Genomic DNA, 20,710 nt, shown 5'->3' on the forward strand with positions numbered 1-20,710 from the left:
AGTTAATAAAATTGAATATTTTTCTTTATGTTTTAATTTAAATTTTATTATGATGACGCCTCTAATATTGCTGATTATTAATAATTATCTGCTACAGCTTGAATAAAATTTAAAAATAATTGCTTGTCAGTGGTAAAATTTATAGTTATACCTAATAGCAATTAACACATTTTTTTGAGTTATAAGCTAAATTTAACTCAATACAACATTATTTCAGTTTGAATAATCAAGGCCTGAATACAGGAAAGTAAACGTTTATGGCAAAATCTCTGGTAATTGTCGAGTCACCTGCAAAGGCAAAGACGATTAACAAATATCTCGGCAAAGACTTCATTGTTAAATCAAGTGTTGGTCATGTGCGAGATTTACCGACAAGTGGCACAGGTAAAAAAGCAGCAACTAAATCTCCAGCTGAGGTTCGGGCGATGACGCCTGCGGCAAAAGCTAAATATAAAGCTAAACGTGAAAAAGTTGCTTTATACAATCGTATGGGCATAAACCCGGAAAAAAACTGGGAAGCAACCTATGCGGTGTTGCCTGGTAAAGAAAAAGTCGTTGATGAATTAAAGAAATTAGCGGATAAGGCCGACATGGTCTATCTCGCAACCGATTTGGATCGCGAGGGAGAGGCGATTGCTTGGCATTTAAAAGAAATAATCGGCGGTGAAGACGAACGCTTTCGCCGGGTAGTATTCAATGAAATTACCCAAAGTGCGATTCAGGAGGCCTTTAAACAGCCTAGTGAGTTAAATATGAATGGCGTTAACGCCCAACAGGCTCGGCGCTTTTTAGACCGAGTAGTGGGCTTTATGGTAAGCCCACTACTTTGGAAGAAGGTAGCTCGTGGTTTATCGGCGGGTCGAGTACAGTCTGTCGCCGTTAAACTTGTGGTTGAACGAGAGCGTCAAATTAAAGCATTCGTTCCTGAAGAGTTTTGGGAAATAGAAGCTGATACCATTACCAATTCTGATGTTGCGTTAAAATTAGATGTTGCCCGTCAAAATGGTAAAGCCTTCAAACCAACCAATGAAGCGCAAGCTATGTCTGCAGTTGCAACACTACAAGCAAGCGAGTTCAAAGTAACCAAGCGTGAAGATAAACCATCAAAAAGCACACCTTCTGCACCATTTATAACGTCAACGTTACAGCAATCGGCAAGTACCCGTTTAGGTTTTGGGGTGAAGCGCACTATGGGCTTAGCGCAGCGTTTGTATGAAGCAGGGCACATTACTTATATGCGTACCGATTCAACAAATTTAAGTAAAGAAGCTGTTGCAGGCTGTAGAGATTACATTAGTAAAAACTTTGGTGATAATTATTTGCCAGAGCAAGCAAAGCTGTATGGCGCAAAAGCTAATGCCCAAGAAGCGCATGAGGCCATTCGACCATCTGATGTGACCAAAGAAGCTGCATTTTTAGATAAAATGGAAGCCGATGCTCGTAAATTATATGATTTAATTTGGCGTCAATTTGTTGCCTGTCAAATGACAGCAGCACGTTATGATCTAACCACGTTAACAGTTACCGCTGCAGAGTTTGACTTAAGAGCCAAAGGCCGTGTTATGCGCTTTGATGGTTGGACGAAAGTTCATTCAAGAAGTGCGGGTAAATCAGGTAGTGAAAATGATACGCATTTGCCAGATATTGCGGTAGGAGAATTGGTAAGTTTAAAGCACTTAGAGCCAAGCCAGCATTTTACTAAACCAATTGCCCGTTTTGGCGAGGCTTCACTGGTTAAAGAATTAGAAAAACGAAGTATCGGTAGACCTTCAACTTACGCATCAATCATTTCAACCATTCAAGATCGTGGTTACGTGCGTCTCGACACTAAGCGCTTTTATGCTGAAAAAATGGGTGAGATCGTAACAGATAGTTTATCTGGTAGTTTCAAAAAATTAATGAACTACGACTTTACCGCCAATATGGAAATGCGTTTAGATGAAATCGCTGACGATAAAGCATTTTGGAAAGATGTGTTAACAGAGTTTTACACTGAATTTACCGGTCAGTTGGCAATTGCTGATAAAGATATGGGTGAAGGTGGTATGCAACAGAATTTACCTGTTGTTACCGATATTGATTGTCCAACTTGTAGCCGTAAAATGGGTATTCGTACCGCGTCTACCGGGGTATTCCTAGGTTGTTCAGGTTATAGTCTGCCACCAAAGGAGCGTTGTACAAAAACAATGAACCTTACGCCTGGCGAAGAAGCGGTAAGTGTATTATCAGAAGATCAAGAAACTGAAGCCTTAATGGCAATGCATCGTTGTGGTAAATGTGGCACTGCGATGGACAGCTATTTAATTGATGAAACACGAAAACTTCATGTTTGTGGTAACAATCCTGTTTGTGATGGTTATGAACTTGAAATGGGTGAGTTTAAAATTAAAGGCTACGATGGTCCTGTACTTGAATGTGACCGTTGTGAGTCTGATATGGAGCTTAAAAATGGTCGTTTTGGTAAGTACTTTGATTGTACCAATGAAGACTGTAAAAATACTCGTAAATTATTAGCAAGTGGTGAAGCAGCTCCTCCTAAAGAAGATCCTGTTGATTTACCTGAGCTTAAATGCGAGCAGTCAGAAGCGTTCTTTAAATTAAGAGATGGTGCAGCAGGTATTTTCTTAGCCGCTAGCACTTTCCCTAAATCGAGAGAAACCAGAGCGCCTAAAGTTGCTGAGCTGCATCGCTTTAAAGATAGAATTTCAGAGAAATTTTATTACTTAGCCGATGCACCGCAAAAAGATAGCGATGGTAATCTTTATGTTGTTCGCTACTCTCGAAAAACTAAAGAGCAGTACGTGATGACTGAGCTAGAAGGTAAAGCAACCGGTTGGGTAGCTAAGTACGTTGATGGCAAATGGGTTGAAGAGCAAACCAAAAAATCAGCAAAACCGAAGAAGGCTGCAACCAAAAAAGCACCAGCTAAAGCTAAAAAGGCTGCAGCTAAGAAGTAGTTTAAATTAAAAGCTATAAATTTCTATTTTATTAAGCCGCATTTATGCGGCTTTATTATTTAATTTTCAAAAAAATCAAATAAAAAGGTATAAAAAATAAATTTTTATAACAAAAAGTTAACTTTTATATAGATTATATTTCTATATTGATATATATTTTGATTCTAAGTACGCAATTATCTATATCAAATAAATATGAAACTACAGCAACTACGTTATATCGTCGAAGTTTTAAATAATAACCTTAATGTATCAGCAACCGCTGATAGCTTATTTACCTCACAGCCGGGTATTAGCAAGCAAGTACGCATGCTAGAAGATGAGCTTGGTATTCAAATTTTTGGTCGTTCAGGTAAACATTTAACGCACGTGACGCAAGCGGGCCATGAAGTTATACGTATTTCTGCTGATATTTTATCGAAAGTTGAAGGTATAAAATCAGTAGCTAGTGAATATACTCAACCTGATGAAGGTAAATTACGTATTGCTACAACTCATACCCAAGCAAGGTATGCACTTCCTGAAGTGATCAGTGGCTTTGTCAAAAAGTATGACAAAGTTTCATTACACATGTATCAAGGTACACCGGCACAAATAAGTGACGCTGCTGCTAAAGGTGAAGCTGATTTTGCTATCGCGACTGAGTCTTTGCATTTATACAATGATTTGATCATGCTGCCTTGTTATCACTGGAATCGAAGTATCATAGTTAGAAAAGATCACCCCTTAGCTAAGCTTGAAAACCTCACTATAGAAGATGTTGCTGCATATTCGCTTGTTACTTACGTGTTTGGTTTTACCGGTCGTTCAGTGTTAGATAAAGCATTTCAACGCGCTAATTTAAAACCAAAAATTGTTTTTACTGCAACAGATGCTGATGTAATAAAAACCTATGTGCGCTTAGGTGTTGGTATTGGTGTAGTAGCTACTATGGCAATAGATCCTGAGCAAGATAAAGATTTAGTCGTATTAGATGCAAGCCATTTATTTGAACAAAGTACGACTAAAATCGGTTTCCGTCGAGGCACCTTCTTACGTGGTTACATGTTTGATTTTATTGAACGTTTTGCTCCTCATTTAAATAGAGATATTGTCACCAAGGCAATGCTGCTCAAAAATAATGATGAGATTGAAAACTTGATTGGTGATATTACGTTACCGGTTAGATAGAAACGAGAAACGAGAACCGCGGATTGGCTCAATCCAATGGGACGTTTTAAGTTAAATGTTTAATAAAAAAAGCACCGTTAGGTGCTTTTTTTATTTGTGGGTACCGCAAACTATCTTTAAGTGTTTTAGCTTAGCTGCAGTTCTATTTTATCACCATGTACCATGGGTTATTTAAACCAATATTGTACATTTCAAAGACGGTCAAGGCTGTTCGTTTATCGTTTCTAGCCTCTCGTTTCTTTTATCTAACACTCGATAATATTAACCGCTAAACCACCACGAGAAGTCTCTTTATATTTAGTTTTCATGTCGTTGCCGGTTTCCCACATGGTTTTAATCACTTTATCAAGTGATACTTTCTGGGTACCAGTGCCGCGCATTGCTAAGCGAGAAGCATTAATGGCTTTTACCGAACCCATAGCATTACGTTCAATACATGGAACTTGCACAAGACCACCAACAGGGTCACAAGTTAAACCTAAGTTATGTTCCATACCAATTTCTGCAGCGTTTTCGACTTGTTTAGGATCTCCGCCTAATATTTCAGTTAATGCACCGGCAGCCATTGAACAAGCCACACCTACTTCTCCTTGACAGCCTACTTCAGCGCCAGAGATAGAAGCATTAGTTTTGTATAAAATACCTATTGCAGCTGCGGTAAGTAAATACCTAATACAGTCGTCATCTGAAACAGGCTTAACAAATTTATCATAGTAACAAAGTACCGCTGGTAATATACCTGCAGCACCATTTGTCGGTGCTGTTACCACTTGTGAACCCGCGGCATTTTCTTCATTAACCGCTAACGCGAAAAGGTTAACCCAATCCATAGCTTGTAATGGGTCAGCATTTTTTTCGACGGTTAATAAACGAAATAGACTAGGAGCTCTGCGAGTAACTTTTAGACCTCCTGGTAAAATACCTTCAGTTTTAATACCACGATCAACACAGGCGTACATTGCTTTCCAAATTTTAACAAGCTCTGCTTTTATGTACTTTTCATCATTCAAACATTTTTCATTAGCCATCATAATTGAGCTAATGCTTAAGCCGCTTTCTTTACATAATGCTAAAAGTTCATTAGCTGAACTAAAGCGATATGGTCGGTCAATGTTTGCATGCAATGATAAGGCATTATCTTTTTCTTGCTCAAATTCACTGTCTTCAACAATAAAGCCACCGCCGATCGAATAATAGGTTTTTTCTAGGACAATATTATTGCCATTAAAGGCAAAAATAGTCATGGCATTAGCATGTGCAGGCAGTGTTTTACGGCGGTGATAAATAATCGCATCTGCTTTTGGAAAAGAAATACTTGTTTCATTGTTTAAGATAATTTGTTCGGTAGCAACAGTTGCTTCTAAGATACTATCTATTTTTTCTACCGCGACAGACTCTGGTGCTTCACCATGCAAACCAAGTATTACCGCCTTGCCTGTACCATGGCCAATACCGGTTTGACCAAGTGAGCCAAATAACTCAACTTTAATGTGATTAACATCATTAAATACGTTTTCTTGTTTTAATGAGTCGATAAAACGGTTAGCCGCTCTCATTGGGCCGACAGTATGCGAACTCGATGGGCCGATACCAATAGAGAACATATCAAATACACTGATCATAGTAAAAACCTGAATTTTTGCGCGATAAGTTTCGCTTAATTGAAATTATGTTCGGATTTTAACTTAAAAGCCGTAGTAATCTCAATTGTTAAAAAAATTATTTTAGATGACTAACGAGATCTTTTAAAATTGCCGCTGTCGCCCCCCAAATGTTGTACTTTAAATATGGCATAAAATAGATATTATGCTCGACTCCTTGGCGTTTGAGTTGATAGTTAAGGTGATTTTTTTCGTTAATAAAATGCAGGAAAGGTACACTAAAGACTTCTTCGACTTCATTTTCATCGATATTAAAGGGATAATCTTGCGGGATAAAGCCAATAACGGGAGTAATTTGAAAGCCGGTTATGGTGTGGTAATCATTGAGTTGACCAACAATATCTACATCACCTCGGTTTAAGCCTATTTCTTCCTCAGCTTCACGTAATGCGGTATCGGTTAAATCAATGTCTGCGGCTTCAACTTTACCTCCGGGAAAGCTGATTTGCCCGGGATGATGTTTTAAGTGTTTTGATCTTTTCGTTAATATTACTTCAATGCCTTGCTTGGTATGAACTAAAGGAATTAAAACACTGGCATGTTTAAGGTTACCTGCATGATGATAACCACTCTCGATATCATTGAGGTGATGATAAGAAAAACGTTGTAAGAACTGTTGCTTATCCATTTGCCGCATCCGTTTTTTGTATAACACACCTGAGTAAAGTTTTATTTTAGTATAGGTAAAATTTTGTTCACTTTATCAAAAGTTTCTTGGTATTCACTGTCTACATTTGAATCAGCGACTAAACCACCACCAGCCCAACAATGAATTTTTTCATTTTCACATATTAATGTTCTGATGGTAATGTTGGTATCCATCTTACCGCACGCTGAAAGGTAGCCGATAGAACCACAGTAAACACTACGGCGGTGAGGTTCAAGTTCTTCAATAATTTCCATTGCTCTAATTTTAGGCGCGCCAGTGATAGAGCCTCCAGGAAACGCACCTCGTAATAAATCGGTGCCGTCATATCCTTGTGCCAACATCCCTTCAACAGTGCTGACTAAATGGTGAACCGCAGGAAAACTTTCAATAGCAAACAGCGAAGGAACATTGACCGTACCGGCTCGACAAACTTTTGATATGTCATTTCTTAATAGATCTACGATCATCAGGTTTTCAGCTCGATCTTTGCCTGATTTCTGTAAATCTATTGCATGCTCTTTATCAAACTCGCTAATGTTTGAACGAGGCCTAGTACCTTTAATCGGTTTAGTTTGTACTTTCTGGTGTTTTAATTGCAAAAATCGCTCTGGCGATACACTTAAAATTACACCATCTTCAATACGCATAAAGGCAGAAAAAGGCGCATTATTACTATGTCTTAACTTTTTATAAGCGCTAAACTCTTCACCTTGATACATGGCACTAAATCGTTGTGCCAAGTTAATTTGGTAACAATCGCCAGATAATAGATAATCTTGTACTCTAAAGAACTTATCTGAGTATTGCTCTTTAGTCATGTTTGAACGCCAATCAGAAGTAAGTTCAAACGGTTCTGGTACAGATGATACCCTGGTCAGCTTATTAGTAATTTTCTCAATTAATTCAGCTAAGTTATCATCAGAGCTTACTAAGCTATACTGCTGGGCTGAGCGATCATAAATAATCGCCGACTTATAAATTCCTACTGCCATTTCCGGTAACGTAATATCGACCGAACTTGTTGCTGGAATTTTTTCAAAGCGACGACCGAGATCGTAACTGAAATAGCCAACAGCACCACCGCAAAATGGAATGTTTTCTTGCTCACTAACATTATCAGGGAAAACGTTTTGTAGTGTTTGTTTAACTAACTGTAACGGATCGTCGGTAGAAACTTCTAGCTCGTCTGTCGCTAACCACTGAATACGAGTCGAATCAATTGATGTTTTTAAGGTAACCGTTGGGTCAAATACCATAATGTCATAACAACAATCAATATGATCACTGTTGCCAGAGTCAAGCCAAAATGCCCAGTTTTCATTGGCCCAATAGGTAAATAATTGCTCAGGTGTTAAATGTTTTGCAGCCGTTAACTCACAAGTAAAATAGGGCCGTGAAGAAGTTGTATCATTCATTACTTGGTTTAAATTCCTAATTTTTAGCTAATATTAGCCAATGGCATCAGTATACCGATTGTTGTCGTTATTGTAGCAAAAAAATATTATGAATATAGCGAAATGTCTAGTTGTTGAAGATATTTGGCTGTTGTATTATATGTACACTTTTATACGCCATCACATTACAAAACAACGAGAATATTATGACTGTTATTAAGCAACAGGATTTTATTGATAGCATTGAAGATGCTTTACAATATATCTCTTTTTATCATCCTTTAGACTTCATCCAAGCCCTTGAAAAAGCTTACAACAAAGAGCAAAGCACTGCCGCAAAAGATGCAATCGCACAAATCTTAATTAACTCTCGTATGTCTGCCGAAGGTAAGCGTCCAATTTGTCAAGATACTGGTATTGTTACCTGTTTCGTAAAAGTTGGTATGGATGTTAAATGGGATAATACGAATTTAACCGTGCAACAAATGGTTGATGAAGGTACGCGTCGTGCTTACCTAAACCCTGACAACCCTTTACGTGCATCAATTGTTAAAGACCCTGCTGGTAAACGAGTTAATACTAAAGATAATACGCCATCGGTTGTACATATTGATTTAGTTGCCGGCAATAAAATTGAAGTAATGATCGCAGCAAAAGGTGGCGGCTCAGAAAACAAAACTAAAATGGTAATGTTAAACCCAAGTGATTCAATTGCTGACTGGGTTGTTAAAACACTGCCAACAATGGGCGCAGGTTGGTGTCCTCCAGGAATGTTAGGTATAGGTGTTGGCGGTACGGCTGAAAAGGCTGGGGTATTAGCCAAAGAAAGCTTAATGGACCCGGTGAATATTCAGGAACTTATTGAACGTGGCCCACAAAATGCTGAAGAAGAGCTACGTTTAGAAATTTTTGAACGTGTAAATAAATTAGGTATTGGCGCACAAGGCTTGGGCGGTTTAACTACCGTTGTTGATGTGAAAATTAATTCTGTGCCAACACACGCTGCATCAAAACCTGTAGTGATGATCCCAAATTGTGCCGCAACTCGTCACGTACATTTCCACCTTGACGGTTCTGGTCCAGCTGATTTAACACCACCTAAACTTGAAGAATGGCCTGAGATCACTTGGGAAGTTGGTGAAAATGTTCGTCGTGTAAACGTTGATGATTTAAGAAAAACGGATGTCAGTGATTGGAAAACAGGTGAAACAGTTCTACTGAGTGGAACTATTTTAACAGGCCGTGATGCAGCACATAAACGTATTCAAGACATGTTAGCAAAAGGCGAAAAATTGCCTGTAGATTTTACCAATAAATTTATTTATTACGTTGGTCCTGTTGATGCTATTGGTGATGAGGCTGTAGGCCCCGCTGGCCCTACAACAGCAACACGTATGGATAAATTTACAGAAATGATGTTAGCCGACACCGGACTATTAGGAACAATCGGTAAAGCTGAACGTGGGGCTGCTACAGTAGAGACTATTAAAAACCATAAGTCGGTATATTTAATGGCTGTTGGTGGTGCGGCTTACCTTGTTTCTAAAGCAATCAAAAAAGCGAAAGTAGTTGCCTTTGAAGACATGGGTATGGAAGCTATCTATGAATTTGAAGTAGAAGATATGCCGGTAACGGTAGCAGTAGATAGTACTGGTGAGTCAGCTCATGTAACCGGCCCGGCAATTTGGCAAGCAAAAATTGAAGAGTTAGACGAAAAATTAAACGCCTGACCCGTCATACATTGTTTTAACAAGCGCTCTTAAGGGCGCTTTGTTGTATTTAGAATATTATTAAAAAGAAACAAAATTATGAAGTTAAACAAGATGTTTAAGATAGCAGTATTAGCTGCTTTACCGTTATCAGCGAATGTAAACGCTGAAATATTGACAGTAGAAAAACTCAACAGTTTGAATCAAGTACATAACGTGAACGTTTCACCTGATGGCTCTCAATTAGTGTATGGCATTAAGAGAGGCCAACAAAAGGGGACTAATCACCTTTGGTTGCAAGATGTTAAGTCTGGCGCTACAAGCCAATTAACCAGCAATAAAACTAGTGAGTCATCGGTCGTTTGGGCAAAAGATGGTAAAGGGGTTTACTTTTTATCTGGTCGTAGTGGAAAAAGCCAAGTTTGGTTTATGCCTACAACAGGCGGTGAGGCGGTTCAATTAACTGACTTTCCATTATCTGTAGAAGGTTTTAAATTATCAAGTGATGAATCGCAAGTTGCCTTAGCTTTTACCGTATTGCCAGGTTGTAAAACATTTAAATGTTCAGTAGATGCCTTTGCCGCACAAGCTGCTAAAAAACACAATACCCGCGCTTATGATCAGCTGATGGTTCGTCATTGGGATGCTTGGCTAGACCAATTTAACAGTCACGTATTTGTTGCCGGTATACAAAAAGGTAAAGTAACCACTGAAGCTGTAGATCTTATGGCTGATTGGAATACTGATTTCTCTGGAATGAGCGAAGTTTCATTTAACCCTAATGGCAAAAGTTTAGCGTTTTCGGCAAAAGTGCCAGGCGTTGACCATGCTTGGACTACGAACTGGGATATTTTTGAAGTAAACCTGGAATCAAAAGAAGTTACCAACTTAACCGTTGCTAATAAAGCTTGGGACGCGATGCCTGTTTATTCTGCCGATGGTCGTTACTTAGCTTACAAAGCAATGAAAACCCCAGTATATGAGTCTGATAAGTTTAGCCTGCAAGTTAAAGACTTACGTACTAAAGAAGTAAAAGACGTAGCACCTTTATGGGATCGCTCTATTGCTAGTTTTCAGTTTGGTAGTGATAATCGCAGCGTGATTGCGATTGCCCAAGATGTTGGCCAAAAATCTATTTTTGAAATAGATCTACAATTTGGCGATGTAACACCAATTTATAATCAAGGTTATGCGGGCAACGTTTCAATTGCTGGCGATGCTTTATACTTTACTCGTCATAATATTGGTAACCCGAGCGACATATTTACCATTAATAAAGATGGTTATGGCTTTAAACAGCTAACGCATGTAAATAAGGCTAAATTAGCTAACATTGCACTAGGTGATTTTGAGCAGTTTAAATTTAAAGGCTGGAACAACGAAGATGTTCACGGTTATATTGTTAAACCTGCAAACTTTAAAGACGGTGAAAAATATCCTATAGCATTTTTAGTACATGGCGGCCCACAAGGCAGCTTTGGCAACATGTTCCATTATCGCTGGAATGCACAACTTTGGGCGGCTCAAGGTTATGGTGTTGTCATGGTAGATTTCCATGGCTCTACCGGCTATGGTCAAGCGTTTACCGATTCAATTTCGCATGATTGGGGTGGCAAGCCACTTGAAGATTTGCAAAAGGGTATGGATTACATTACTGAGCAAAATGCTTGGTTAGATCGTGAAAATGCTTGTGCGCTAGGTGCTTCATACGGTGGCTACATGATGAACTGGATCATGGGTAATTGGTCTGATGGTTTCAAATGTATTGTTAACCATGCTGGCTTATTCGACATGAAAAGCTTCTACAATGTAACCGAAGAGCTATGGTTCCCTGAACATGATTTTGGTGGTCCGTACTGGGAGAAGGAAGAAGAGTACAGCAAGTTCGATCCATCACGTTTTGTCGATAACTGGAAAACACCTATGCTCGTTATTCAAGGTGAGCTTGATTACCGTGTACCATATGGGCAGAGTTTAGGAGCATTCACTACGTTACAACGTAAAGGTATTGATTCGCGTTTAGTGATGTTCCCTGATGAAGATCATCATATTCGTGATCCTGATAATTTAAAAGAATGGTATCGTGAAATTTTTGTTTGGATGGAAAAGTACATTAAACCAGCAAATGAAAAATAATAATTAAACAATACACAGTTGCTTAAACTATAGGATCCTAGCATTTCAAATGCTGGGATTTTTTTTAATCTTAACAATACTATACAAAGCTCTATAGCTTGTTTACTTGACCCCGACATAAACATAAGGTTAAATGAACTGTAAAAAGATACAGTGTTTTGTATCTTGTTAATATTAAGAGCCAACATGCTAGAAATTCCGTACTTTACCTATATTGCACTTTCCTTATTAATTTTACTCATTGTTATCTGTTTCATTTTACTGAGCAAAATATCCAGTTTATCGTCTTTGTTACATGTACAAAGCAAAGAAACATCAGTAGTACAGGACCGCCTTAAGCAGTGGCAAGAGCAGCAACAGTTAATGTTTGCTCAGCAACAAAAATTACGCAGTAATTTAGAAAGCTCCAGTGCTGAGCTGCAATTGAAATTAATGCAGCAATTAAATGAGCATAAAGAGCAATTTAATAAAAACCAAATGTTCGCCATTAATCAACTTATTGCCCATTTAAGTAAAACCACCAAGGAAAGCAGGGAAGAACTGGCTAAGTCGTTAGCGAATAATTCTGAAGTTATGGCTAAACGTATGACTGAGCTTACGCAAAGCACAGATAAACGCTTACAAGATATTTCTGCAGGCGTTGAGAAACGCTTAACTGACGGCTTTGATAAAACCACGAAAACCTTTAATGATATTCTTAAGCGTTTAGCGCTCATAGACGATGCACAAAAGAAAATAACTGAGCTTTCGACTAATGTGGTTAGTTTGCAAGAAGTATTGGCTGATAAACGATCACGTGGCGCATTTGGTGAAGTACAGCTTAATGCACTTATTCGTAATGTATTGCCTGAGAAACACTTTGCAATTCAACATACCTTATCAAATGGAAAAATCGCAGATTGCATCTTATTTTTACCTAAACCAACCGGCAATGTCGTTATCGATTCAAAGTTTCCGTTAGAAAGCTACAAGAAAATGACTGATAATGAATTGGCAGAAAGCGATAGAAAGTTAGCTGAACGACAATTTAAAGTAGATATTAAAAAGCACATCAATGATATTAGCGACAAATACTTAATTGATAATGAAACGGCTGATGGCGCGGTAATGTTTATTCCCGCGGAAGCGATATTTGCTGAGATCCATGCTCATTATCCAGAGCTTGTTGAAGAGGCGCATAAAAAACGTGTTTGGTTATCATCACCAACTACCCTTATGGCTATATTAACGACTGCGCGTTCTGTTTTAAAAGATGAAGCTACTCGTAAACAAATTCACTTAATACAAGAGCATCTATCGCACTTAGGTGCTGATTTTGGGCGCTTTAGAACGCGTTTTGATAATCTGGCAAAGCATATTGATCAAGCGGCGAGTGACGTAAAACTTATCCATACCTCCGCCAACAAAATATCGGGTCGATTTGAAAAAATAGAACAAGTTGATTTAAAAGACGAAGAAGTAGAAAAAATTACTGAATAAAGTCAGAATCAAAAAATTAGGGTCAGAGTCAAGTTAATTTATAATAACTTGACTCTGACCCTGGTTTTTATTGTTACAGGGCCATCAACACATTAATAAAGACTATTGAAAGTAAAATAGGGCAAACATAGCGTAAATAGTTCCCCCATAGTTTTAATGCCGGTTTGCTAGCGAGCAAAGCGTGATCCGTTAGCTGGTTACCACGTTTCCAAATCCAACCAACAACAATAAAATAAAATAAGCCCATAATAGGCAGCTGAAATGAATTTACCCAAGTGATCACCAAGCCAAATAACACATCAAAATTATAAACGATGCTCATACAGGCCACTAAAACAATAAGCGATACTATGATAGTGGACTTAGTTCTTGAATACTTTTTATCTTCGACTAAATAAGCAACCGGTACTTCTGTGGATGAAATTGTTGAAGTTAACGCTGCCATAGACATCAATGAGAAAAAGACCAAGGCTACATAAACACCAATGTCGCCCATAGAATCAAACAAGGTTGGTAATATTGAGAATATTAACTGCGGGCCGCCAATGAGCTTGCCATCGCTGAATACTTCTAAGCCCAAGTGTTGGGCGACAAATAATGTTGGAATTATCAGTAAACCTGCTAAAAATGCAATTAAGGTATCAAGTGCACCTATAGATAAAACTAGTTGGCCCATGTTGGCATTCTTTTTCATGTAAGAGCCGTAAACCATCATGCCACCAACACCAATTGATAATGAAAAGAAGGCTTGTCCCATTGCTGAAATAATTAACATAGGATCTTGCAACTGGCTAAAATCAGGTTGCAAATACATAGCAACCCCTTCACTCGCGCCAGGTTGTTGTAAAATATAAATAATTAAACCAATGAGTAGTACAAACAAAATTGGCATTAAACGGCTGGACCAACGTTCTATTCCTTTATGTACACCTTGATTAATGATCAATGCACCTAAAATTATGAAGATTGGGGTAAAAGCTAAATTACGAGCATGACTCGATTCACCAAGCCAATTAGCAGCACTAGGAGAACCAATAAGCTCCATTAGGGGAGATAGCGCATGAGCTAGCATCCAACCGGCAACTATGGTGTAAAAGCTGAGCATTAAAATTGCGCCTAATAAGCCAAACAATCCCGCATATTTACCCATATTTCGAGACACGTTTTGACAAGCATCTTGTAATGCGCCTACAGGGTTTTTCTGTGCTTGATTACCAATATACATTTCAGCGTATAAAGCAGGTAAGGCGAGTAATACGGTTACAATTAAGTAAACAAAAACAAAGGCGCCGCCGCCATTGTTTGCTGCTTGTGTTGGAAAGCCCCAAATATTTCCTAGGCCTATGGCTGCCCCTGCTGCAGCTAAAATAAACCCAATTCTTGATTGGAAGGAGTCTCTTGTTGCGCTCATAAAGTACTTTTTAATTATTATTGTTCTATATAAGCCGAGCTTACCTAGCTTTTAAAAGGTTTGGCAAGTTAAATTGTGAAATTTCAGCGAATAAACTTAAGGCAAATTTAGATTGCACTGGAAAGTGTCGATAACACTGCTTATCATAGTCACATTAGTTAATTTTAGAATTTTTAGTTATGTTGCAATTTAAAATAATCCCCGTGACCCAATTTCAGCAAAACGCAACCTTAATCTGGTGTGACCAAACCATGGAAGGGGCGCTTATTGACCCCGGTGGAGAAAGCGATAGACTTCTAGCTGAAGTAGAACGTGTGGGAGTAACGCTATCAAAATTGCTATTAACTCATGCACATGTTGACCACGCAGGTGGTACACAAGATATTGCCGACAAGCTCGATTTACCAATAGAGGGGCCTCATCAAGCTGATCAGTTTTGGATTGATATTTTTCCTCAGCAAATTCAACAATTTGGTTTTCCTGAAGCGAGAGTATTTAAAACAAATCGATGGTTAGAGCAGGGCGATACAGTAACTGTTGGTAAAGAAACTCTAGAAGTGTACTTTTGCCCTGGGCATACACCCGGTCATGTGGTCTTCTTTAACCGAGAAGCTAAACTTGCGCAAGTGGGTGACGTATTGTTCAGAGGTTCTATTGGCCGCACGGACTTTCCAAAAGGCGACCAAGCCACGTTAGTTCATTCCATTAAATCCAACCTATGGCCATTAGGGGATGATGTAAGATTCATTCCTGGTCATGGCCCAATGAGTACTTTTGGAGAAGAACGCCGCAGCAACCCTTATGTTGGTGAAGGGATTAGGTAGCTTTAATTTTTGCGGTATTGTTAGTATCGCGGCTTTGTCTAATAAGCTCATCGCCGCCGATACGCGTTGTTGATTTTGCTAAACGATCGTATAAAACTACATTTACCGTTGCGGCTAAATTCATACATCCAATGGTAGGTATATATACCACTGAATCGGCGCTATCAATTACTTCTTGTTCAATGGTGCCATCTTCAGGGCCAAAAATATAATAAGCATTTTCTGGGTGTTCAAAATCGGGCAGGGCAATTGCGCCTTCAACTAAATCAACACAAACAATTTTAGCACCTGCAGGTATTACATCTAATAAACGTTTCGTTTCAACTAATGGAATATTTAATAGTGCATTTTGAGTATCTGTATGAAACTTCTTAGCAAAAGCAAAACGTGGACCATCATAGAAAACTGAATCAACTTGGTAACAACCACTCGCGCGCATAACCGCGCCTACATTACTTGGGCTTTTAGGGTTAGTTAAACCAATAGTTGCTTTACTTGTCACATGTTACCTAATGGAGTTGAAATTAAGCATTATCATGCTGTGTTAATTATGAGGGGATTATATAGAAATTTTCTCAGTAGGGAATAAATTTAATCAAATTAGTGAAAGCAAAAAAAAGAGCAGAACAGCTCTGCTCTTAACCGCTAACTAACACTACTAGTTAGTAACCACCACTACCATGGAGGAATTTTCAGTGAAAACCGCTTCAGATGATGCAAATGCTGTCGACATAGATACGCTAATTATCGTGATGAAAGTAATTATCATTAGAGCTAAAAATTTCTTTTCCGTAAACATAAAGTATCTCCATATAGTAAAATCATTCGAAGCTATTAATCATTTTAAGTGCAAAATTAAAGAATATATAAATAAAACATAAAATTAATATAATTAATTAAATTATTGAATTTTGGATTAATTATCACTAAATCTCATGATTTCCTCATAAATTATATTTTCCAAATGTTTTTAACATACTCTGAGAATAAGCGAGCTTTGTATGTTGGTGTGTAATATTACAGAATGACTTTTATTTGTAAGTGAATCTTTGTTAAAATCTTTGCAATAAGAAAATAAACATAGAGCGCTAAACTTTGATGAATCAGAAAATGAAAGTAGAAATAGATTTATTTGGTCACGATCTTAACTGTAAAAATACACTAACTCGAGTGATCACTGAAGGTTTGCTTTTGAACAAACTTAAGTTTCATGAGCGTATGACAAGAGTTTCACAGCAATATTGTGAAAGAGCGCATGTAAAAATGGAAACTTTCGAAGTATCAGCTGCTAGCGTAGGGCAATGTTCTGGAGAAATTAAAGTAGGATATCAATGGAATTCTTACTATGATTTTGAAGACATACAGCATTTTGATCAGGTGTCTGAGACTTGGCCTTTTTCTATCAAAAATAATATGGCTTTGTTTGAACTCGATTTACCAGAGTTATTTGTAACTCACGAATTATAGATTACAAATCTATTGTTATCTTGAAGAAAAAAAGCCAGTAGTTAAGCTACTGGCCCTTTGAAATCATCTATTGCTATTGTCGTAACATAGTTCTATTGTTTTGCACGCATTGCATTCGATACTTTAGAAATAGGTGCTTTACCTAGCTTGTCAGAAATGAACCAACCAGCATGCAACAATTTATCAAAATCTATTCCGTGCTCAATACCTAAGCCATTTAATAAATAAACCACATCTTCAGTGGCAACATTACCAGATGCGCCTTTAGCATAAGGACAACCACCAAGACCTGCTACAGCAGAGTCAATAACGGTTATGCCACAATTTAATGCCGCAAAAATATTTGTTAGGGCTTGGCCGTACGTATCGTGAAAATGTACAGCTAACTTATTTATTGGTACTAATTGACTTACAGTATTGAGCATCGTTTTTACACTTGATACTGTACCGACACCGATAGTATCGCCAAGGGATATTTCGTAACAGCCCATATCGAACAACTTTTTCGCGACTTTGGCAACTTGCTCTGGCTCTATATCGCCTTCATAAGGACAACCAACTACACAAGAGACATAGCCACGTACTTTTAACCCTTGCTTTTTAGCTGCTGCGATAACTGGCAAAAATCGCTCTAATGACTCATCAATTGAACAATTGATGTTCTTTTGGCTAAACGATTCTGAAGCGGCGCCAAATATAGCAACTTCATCGGCATTAACGGCAACAGCGCCTTCAAAACCTTTTAAGTTTGGCGTAAGTGCCGCGTAAGTAATGTCATTTTTACGATTAATGCCGTTAAACACATCGGTAGAGGTTGCCATTTGCGGCACCCATTTAGGCGAAACAAAACTGCCGCTTTCAATGTAACTCACGCCCGCATTGGCCAACTGCTCTATCAAAGCAATCTTATCTTCTGCGCTGATAAGTTTAGCTTCATTTTGCAGCCCGTCTCTTGGTCCAACTTCGACAATCTTTACTTGTTCAGGTAAGGAGCTAACTTCGCTGTTAGTTATAATAGTCATGATTATTTGCTCTCATCTTCTGCGGCAAAGGCTAATAATTCAGCGCCGCCATCAACCATATCACCTACATTAAAGTAAAATTCGGAAACACTACCGTCAGATGGAGCTCGGATAGTATGCTCCATTTTCATTGCTTCCATGATCAGTAGCGGTTGATCTTTTTTAACCGCTTCTCCAACATCGGCTAATAAAGTCACCATAGTGCCATTCATTGGTGCGGTAAGTCCGCCGCCAGCTTGTTCGCTATTTGCGTCACCACAATCTGGTTCAACTTTGGCAAAGTGAATAACGCCTGTTTGTCTAAATAAACTGTATTGCCCCAGATTTTCACCCACGGTAGCATTAAACCTATAGCCATTTACATTGGCAAATAAGGTGTCGCCATCAATATGACCCTGACAATCAATGGTTTTTCCCGCGACGGTAATTAAATAAAATGTACTGCTGCCTTGACGTTTTTCCTCAACCTGTACTGGATAAATAATATCGTTATGCTCCAGTTCAAAGGCATGAATATTAGCTTCATTTAAACGCCATGCATTGGTGGCATTCCAGGGAGAGTGAGGGTCGTTTGTATTGTTCGCTACTGCTTTAGCCTTGCTAGCCTGCGCTAATACTAAGTACAATGCTGCAATTGGTAGTTCATCTGCTAATGTTTTTTCGTCTTCATGAAAAATTAAATCGTGATGCTTTTCAATAAAGCCAGTGTCTAAATCGGCTTGTTGAAATGGTTTAGCCGTTGCTAAGTTATAGAGGAAGTCTATGTTGGTCGTAACACCTTGAATACGATATTCCATTAATGATTTAGCTAATAATTGTAGTGCTTTTTCACGGTTTTCCCCCCAAACAATCAACTTTGCGATCATTGGGTCATAAAAAACACTAACGTCATCACCTTGGCGAACACCGGTATCGATGCGAACATGTTCACTTTCAACAGGAATTCTCAAATAATTTAATTTTCCGGTAGCTGGTAAAAAATCATTATTTGGATCTTCTGCATAAATTCTTGCTTCAAACGCATGACCATTAAGCACAAGCTCATTTTGTTTAAGCGGTAACGTTTCACCTGCTGCTACACGTAACTGCCACTCGACTAAGTCTTGGCCAGAGATCATTTCAGTAACTGGGTGCTCTACTTGTAAACGAGTGTTCATTTCCATAAAGTAGAATGAGCCATCAACATCAAGTAAAAATTCAACTGTTCCAGCACCTTGATAACCAATTGCTTTAGCTGATTGAATCGCTGATTCACCCATTTGTTTACGAAGTTCTTCACTCATGCCTGGTGCTGGGGCTTCTTCAATCACTTTTTGATGACGACGCTGTACTGAACAGTCTCGTTCAAATAAATAAACGGCGTTGTTGTGATTGTCACAGAATACTTGAATTTCTACGTGTCGAGGTTGAGTTAAATACTTCTCAACCAACATAGTGTCATCACCAAATGACGATAAAGACTCACGCTTAGCCGCAGCTAATGCTTCATCAAACTCACTTTCTGACCAAACTTGGCGCATGCCTTTACCACCGCCGCCAGCGGTAGCTTTAAGCAAAACAGGGTAGCCCATGTCATCTGCAGCTTGCTTAATTATTGCTGGGTTTTGATCGTCACCATGATAACCAGGCACTAATGGCACATTAGCCTTTTCCATAATAACTTTTGCTGCTGATTTTGAGCCCATTGCTTCAATAGCTGGTACAGGAGGGCCAATGAAGACTATATTCTGTTTGGCACATTTTCGGCAAAAATCAGCATTTTCTGATAAGAAACCATAACCAGGGTGAATAGCCTGTGCACCAGTTCGAATAGCCGCTTCAATAACTTTATCACCAATAAGATAACTTTCACGTGAAGGCGAACCACCAATATGTATAGCTTCATCAGCCATATTTACGTGTAATGAATCAGCATCAGCATCGGAGTATACGGCTACGGTTAATATGCCCATTTCACGAGCAGTTTTAATAATGCGACAAGCAATTTCACCACGGTTTGCGATTAATATTTTAGTAAACATTGTTGTATCGATCCTATTTATTTATCCAGGCTGCAGGGCGTTTTTCGAAAAATGAAGTTAACCCTTCTTGACCCTCTGACGATACTCGAATAGCGGCAATGCGCTTACTGGTATCTTCTAATAATTCATCATTTATTGGCTTGTAAGCCACGTCAAATGCTAATTGTTTCGCCTGCTTAACGGCCGCAGGACTGTTTTGGAGTAAAGTATTTAACATAGTTTCAACTTCGCTATCTAATACATCAACTGCACATATTTCATCAACTAAACCAAGTTGTTGTGCCTTATTAGCAAAAAAACGCTCAGCCGTTTGAAAGTATCGTCGACAGGCTTTTAAGCCCATTGCATTTACCACGTATGGGCTAATTGTTGCTGGGATCAGCCCTAGCTTTACTTCGCTCAAACAAAAGCTGGCTTTCTCGGATGCAATTGCAATATCGCAACAACTTACTAAACCTACGGCTCCGCCAAACGCTGCGCCTTGAACTTTGGCAATGGTTGGCATTGGCATAAAGTTAAGAATCTTAAGCATATTGGCTAAGGCATTGGCATCTTTTAAATTTTCATCAAATGAATAACTTGCCATGCGCTTCATCCAGCCCAAATCAGCACCGGCAGAAAAACTTTTACCGGTAGATGCTAATACCATCGCTTTAACATTAGAATTTGCGGCGACATTATTAAATATATTAGTGAGCTCATTAATCACCCCATCATCAAAGGCATTATGCTTATCTGGATTATTTAAAGTAACGGTAGCAATACCGCGATTATCTATGTTTAATAATACTTTATTATCATTCATCAATA

At 38.6% G+C, this 20,710-nt stretch carries 15 protein-coding genes; 7 read left to right on the top strand and 8 right to left on the bottom strand.

The window, feature by feature from the left end; all coding sequences use genetic code 11:
• Positions 1–257: 257 nt before the first annotated feature.
• Together topA and cysB are read left to right on the top strand one after the other, a co-directional pair.
• Positions 258–2,957 (top strand): type I DNA topoisomerase, encoded by a 2,700-nt coding sequence (gene topA / locus RI844_RS00980; protein WP_348396621.1) that lies wholly within the window; start codon positions 258–260, stop codon positions 2,955–2,957.
• A 195-nt stretch (positions 2,958–3,152) separates the two neighbouring features.
• Complete coding sequence (gene cysB / locus RI844_RS00985) at positions 3,153–4,127, top strand: HTH-type transcriptional regulator CysB (protein ID WP_348396622.1); 975 nt, start codon at positions 3,153–3,155, stop codon at positions 4,125–4,127.
• Between the two features lie 245 nt (positions 4,128–4,372).
• On the opposite strand, the gene RI844_RS00990 is transcribed toward cysB, so the two are convergent.
• The 3 genes from RI844_RS00990 to pabB all read right to left on the bottom strand — a co-directional run bounded on the left by RI844_RS00990 (position 4,373) and on the right by pabB (position 7,852).
• Positions 4,373–5,749: an L-serine ammonia-lyase gene (locus RI844_RS00990; protein WP_348396623.1), complete on the bottom strand. Its 1,377-nt coding sequence runs from the start codon at positions 5,747–5,749 to the stop codon at positions 4,373–4,375.
• A 97-nt stretch (positions 5,750–5,846) separates the two neighbouring features.
• Positions 5,847–6,416 (bottom strand): CoA pyrophosphatase, encoded by a 570-nt coding sequence (locus tag RI844_RS00995; protein WP_348396624.1) that lies wholly within the window; start codon positions 6,414–6,416, stop codon positions 5,847–5,849.
• A 41-nt stretch (positions 6,417–6,457) separates the two neighbouring features.
• On the bottom strand, positions 6,458–7,852 hold the full coding sequence (gene pabB, locus RI844_RS01000) for an aminodeoxychorismate synthase component I (RefSeq protein WP_348396625.1): 1,395 nt from the start codon (positions 7,850–7,852) through the stop codon (positions 6,458–6,460).
• A 185-nt stretch (positions 7,853–8,037) separates the two neighbouring features.
• Between pabB and RI844_RS01005 the strand changes: the two genes are divergently transcribed.
• The 3 genes from RI844_RS01005 (at position 8,038) to RI844_RS01015 (ending at position 13,155) form a co-directional block, all read left to right on the top strand.
• Complete coding sequence (locus tag RI844_RS01005; RefSeq protein ID WP_348396626.1) at positions 8,038–9,561, top strand: fumarate hydratase; 1,524 nt, start codon at positions 8,038–8,040, stop codon at positions 9,559–9,561.
• 78 nt (positions 9,562–9,639) lie between these two features.
• Positions 9,640–11,676, top strand: coding sequence for a S9 family peptidase (locus tag RI844_RS01010; RefSeq protein WP_348396627.1), 2,037 nt, complete (start codon positions 9,640–9,642; stop codon positions 11,674–11,676).
• Positions 11,677–11,862: 186 nt separating this feature from the next.
• Positions 11,863–13,155, top strand: a complete 1,293-nt coding sequence (locus tag RI844_RS01015) for a DNA recombination protein RmuC (RefSeq protein WP_348396628.1) — start codon at positions 11,863–11,865, stop codon at positions 13,153–13,155.
• Between the two features lie 73 nt (positions 13,156–13,228).
• On the opposite strand, the gene RI844_RS01020 is transcribed toward RI844_RS01015, so the two are convergent.
• On the bottom strand, positions 13,229–14,566 hold the full coding sequence (locus RI844_RS01020) for a sodium-dependent transporter (protein WP_348396629.1): 1,338 nt from the start codon (positions 14,564–14,566) through the stop codon (positions 13,229–13,231).
• A 182-nt stretch (positions 14,567–14,748) separates the two neighbouring features.
• Between RI844_RS01020 and RI844_RS01025 the strand changes: the two genes are divergently transcribed.
• Positions 14,749–15,390, top strand: a complete 642-nt coding sequence (locus tag RI844_RS01025) for an MBL fold metallo-hydrolase (RefSeq protein WP_348398295.1) — start codon at positions 14,749–14,751, stop codon at positions 15,388–15,390.
• Here the strand turns inward: RI844_RS01025 and RI844_RS01030 are convergent.
• A complete protein-coding gene (locus tag RI844_RS01030; protein ID WP_348396630.1) occupies positions 15,383–15,892 on the bottom strand; it encodes an RNA methyltransferase in 510 nt (169 codons plus the stop codon). The genes RI844_RS01025 and RI844_RS01030 overlap by 8 nt on opposite strands.
• A gap of 608 nt (positions 15,893–16,500) precedes the next feature.
• On the opposite strand from RI844_RS01030, the gene RI844_RS01035 reads away from it, so the two are divergent.
• Entirely contained in the window at positions 16,501–16,857 is a 357-nt protein-coding gene (locus RI844_RS01035) for a hypothetical protein (protein ID WP_348396631.1), read from the top strand.
• 92 nt (positions 16,858–16,949) lie between these two features.
• On the opposite strand, the gene RI844_RS01040 is transcribed toward RI844_RS01035, so the two are convergent.
• From RI844_RS01040 to RI844_RS01050, 3 genes are read right to left on the bottom strand one after another with little or no spacing between them, the layout of a single operon-like run.
• The gene (locus RI844_RS01040; RefSeq protein WP_348396632.1) at positions 16,950–17,879 is read right to left on the bottom strand and encodes a hydroxymethylglutaryl-CoA lyase; all 930 of its coding nucleotides are present in this window, start codon (positions 17,877–17,879) and stop codon (positions 16,950–16,952) included.
• Between the two features lie 2 nt (positions 17,880–17,881).
• Positions 17,882–19,900 carry an acetyl/propionyl/methylcrotonyl-CoA carboxylase subunit alpha gene (locus tag RI844_RS01045; protein WP_348396633.1) on the bottom strand — a complete coding sequence of 673 codons (2,019 nt, stop codon included), beginning with the start codon at positions 19,898–19,900 and terminating at the stop codon, positions 17,882–17,884.
• A 13-nt stretch (positions 19,901–19,913) separates the two neighbouring features.
• Positions 19,914–20,705: an enoyl-CoA hydratase/isomerase family protein gene (locus RI844_RS01050; protein WP_348396634.1), complete on the bottom strand. Its 792-nt coding sequence runs from the start codon at positions 20,703–20,705 to the stop codon at positions 19,914–19,916.
• Between the last annotated feature and the right edge of the window lie 5 nt (positions 20,706–20,710).

Source organism: Thalassotalea fonticola, assembly GCF_032911225.1.
GTDB lineage: Bacteria > Pseudomonadota > Gammaproteobacteria > Enterobacterales > Alteromonadaceae > Thalassotalea_A > Thalassotalea_A fonticola.

Bases quoted from the DNA above. Each gene is read 5' to 3' on its own strand.
- topA (WP_348396621.1), top strand. From the start codon at position 258: ATGGCAAAATCTCTGGTAATTGTCGAGTCACCTGCAAAGGCAAAGACG.
- cysB (WP_348396622.1), top strand. From the start codon at position 3,153: ATGAAACTACAGCAACTACGTTATATCGTCGAAGTTTTAAATAATAAC.
- RI844_RS00990 (WP_348396623.1), bottom strand. From the start codon at position 5,749: ATGATCAGTGTATTTGATATGTTCTCTATTGGTATCGGCCCATCGAGT.
- RI844_RS00995 (WP_348396624.1), bottom strand. From the start codon at position 6,416: ATGGATAAGCAACAGTTCTTACAACGTTTTTCTTATCATCACCTCAAT.
- pabB (WP_348396625.1), bottom strand. From the start codon at position 7,852: ATGAATGATACAACTTCTTCACGGCCCTATTTTACTTGTGAGTTAACG.
- RI844_RS01005 (WP_348396626.1), top strand. From the start codon at position 8,038: ATGACTGTTATTAAGCAACAGGATTTTATTGATAGCATTGAAGATGCT.
- RI844_RS01010 (WP_348396627.1), top strand. From the start codon at position 9,640: ATGAAGTTAAACAAGATGTTTAAGATAGCAGTATTAGCTGCTTTACCG.
- RI844_RS01015 (WP_348396628.1), top strand. From the start codon at position 11,863: ATGCTAGAAATTCCGTACTTTACCTATATTGCACTTTCCTTATTAATT.
- RI844_RS01020 (WP_348396629.1), bottom strand. From the start codon at position 14,566: ATGAGCGCAACAAGAGACTCCTTCCAATCAAGAATTGGGTTTATTTTA.
- RI844_RS01035 (WP_348396631.1), top strand. From the start codon at position 16,501: ATGAAAGTAGAAATAGATTTATTTGGTCACGATCTTAACTGTAAAAAT.
- RI844_RS01040 (WP_348396632.1), bottom strand. From the start codon at position 17,879: ATGACTATTATAACTAACAGCGAAGTTAGCTCCTTACCTGAACAAGTA.
- RI844_RS01045 (WP_348396633.1), bottom strand. From the start codon at position 19,900: ATGTTTACTAAAATATTAATCGCAAACCGTGGTGAAATTGCTTGTCGC.
- RI844_RS01050 (WP_348396634.1), bottom strand. From the start codon at position 20,705: ATGAATGATAATAAAGTATTATTAAACATAGATAATCGCGGTATTGCT.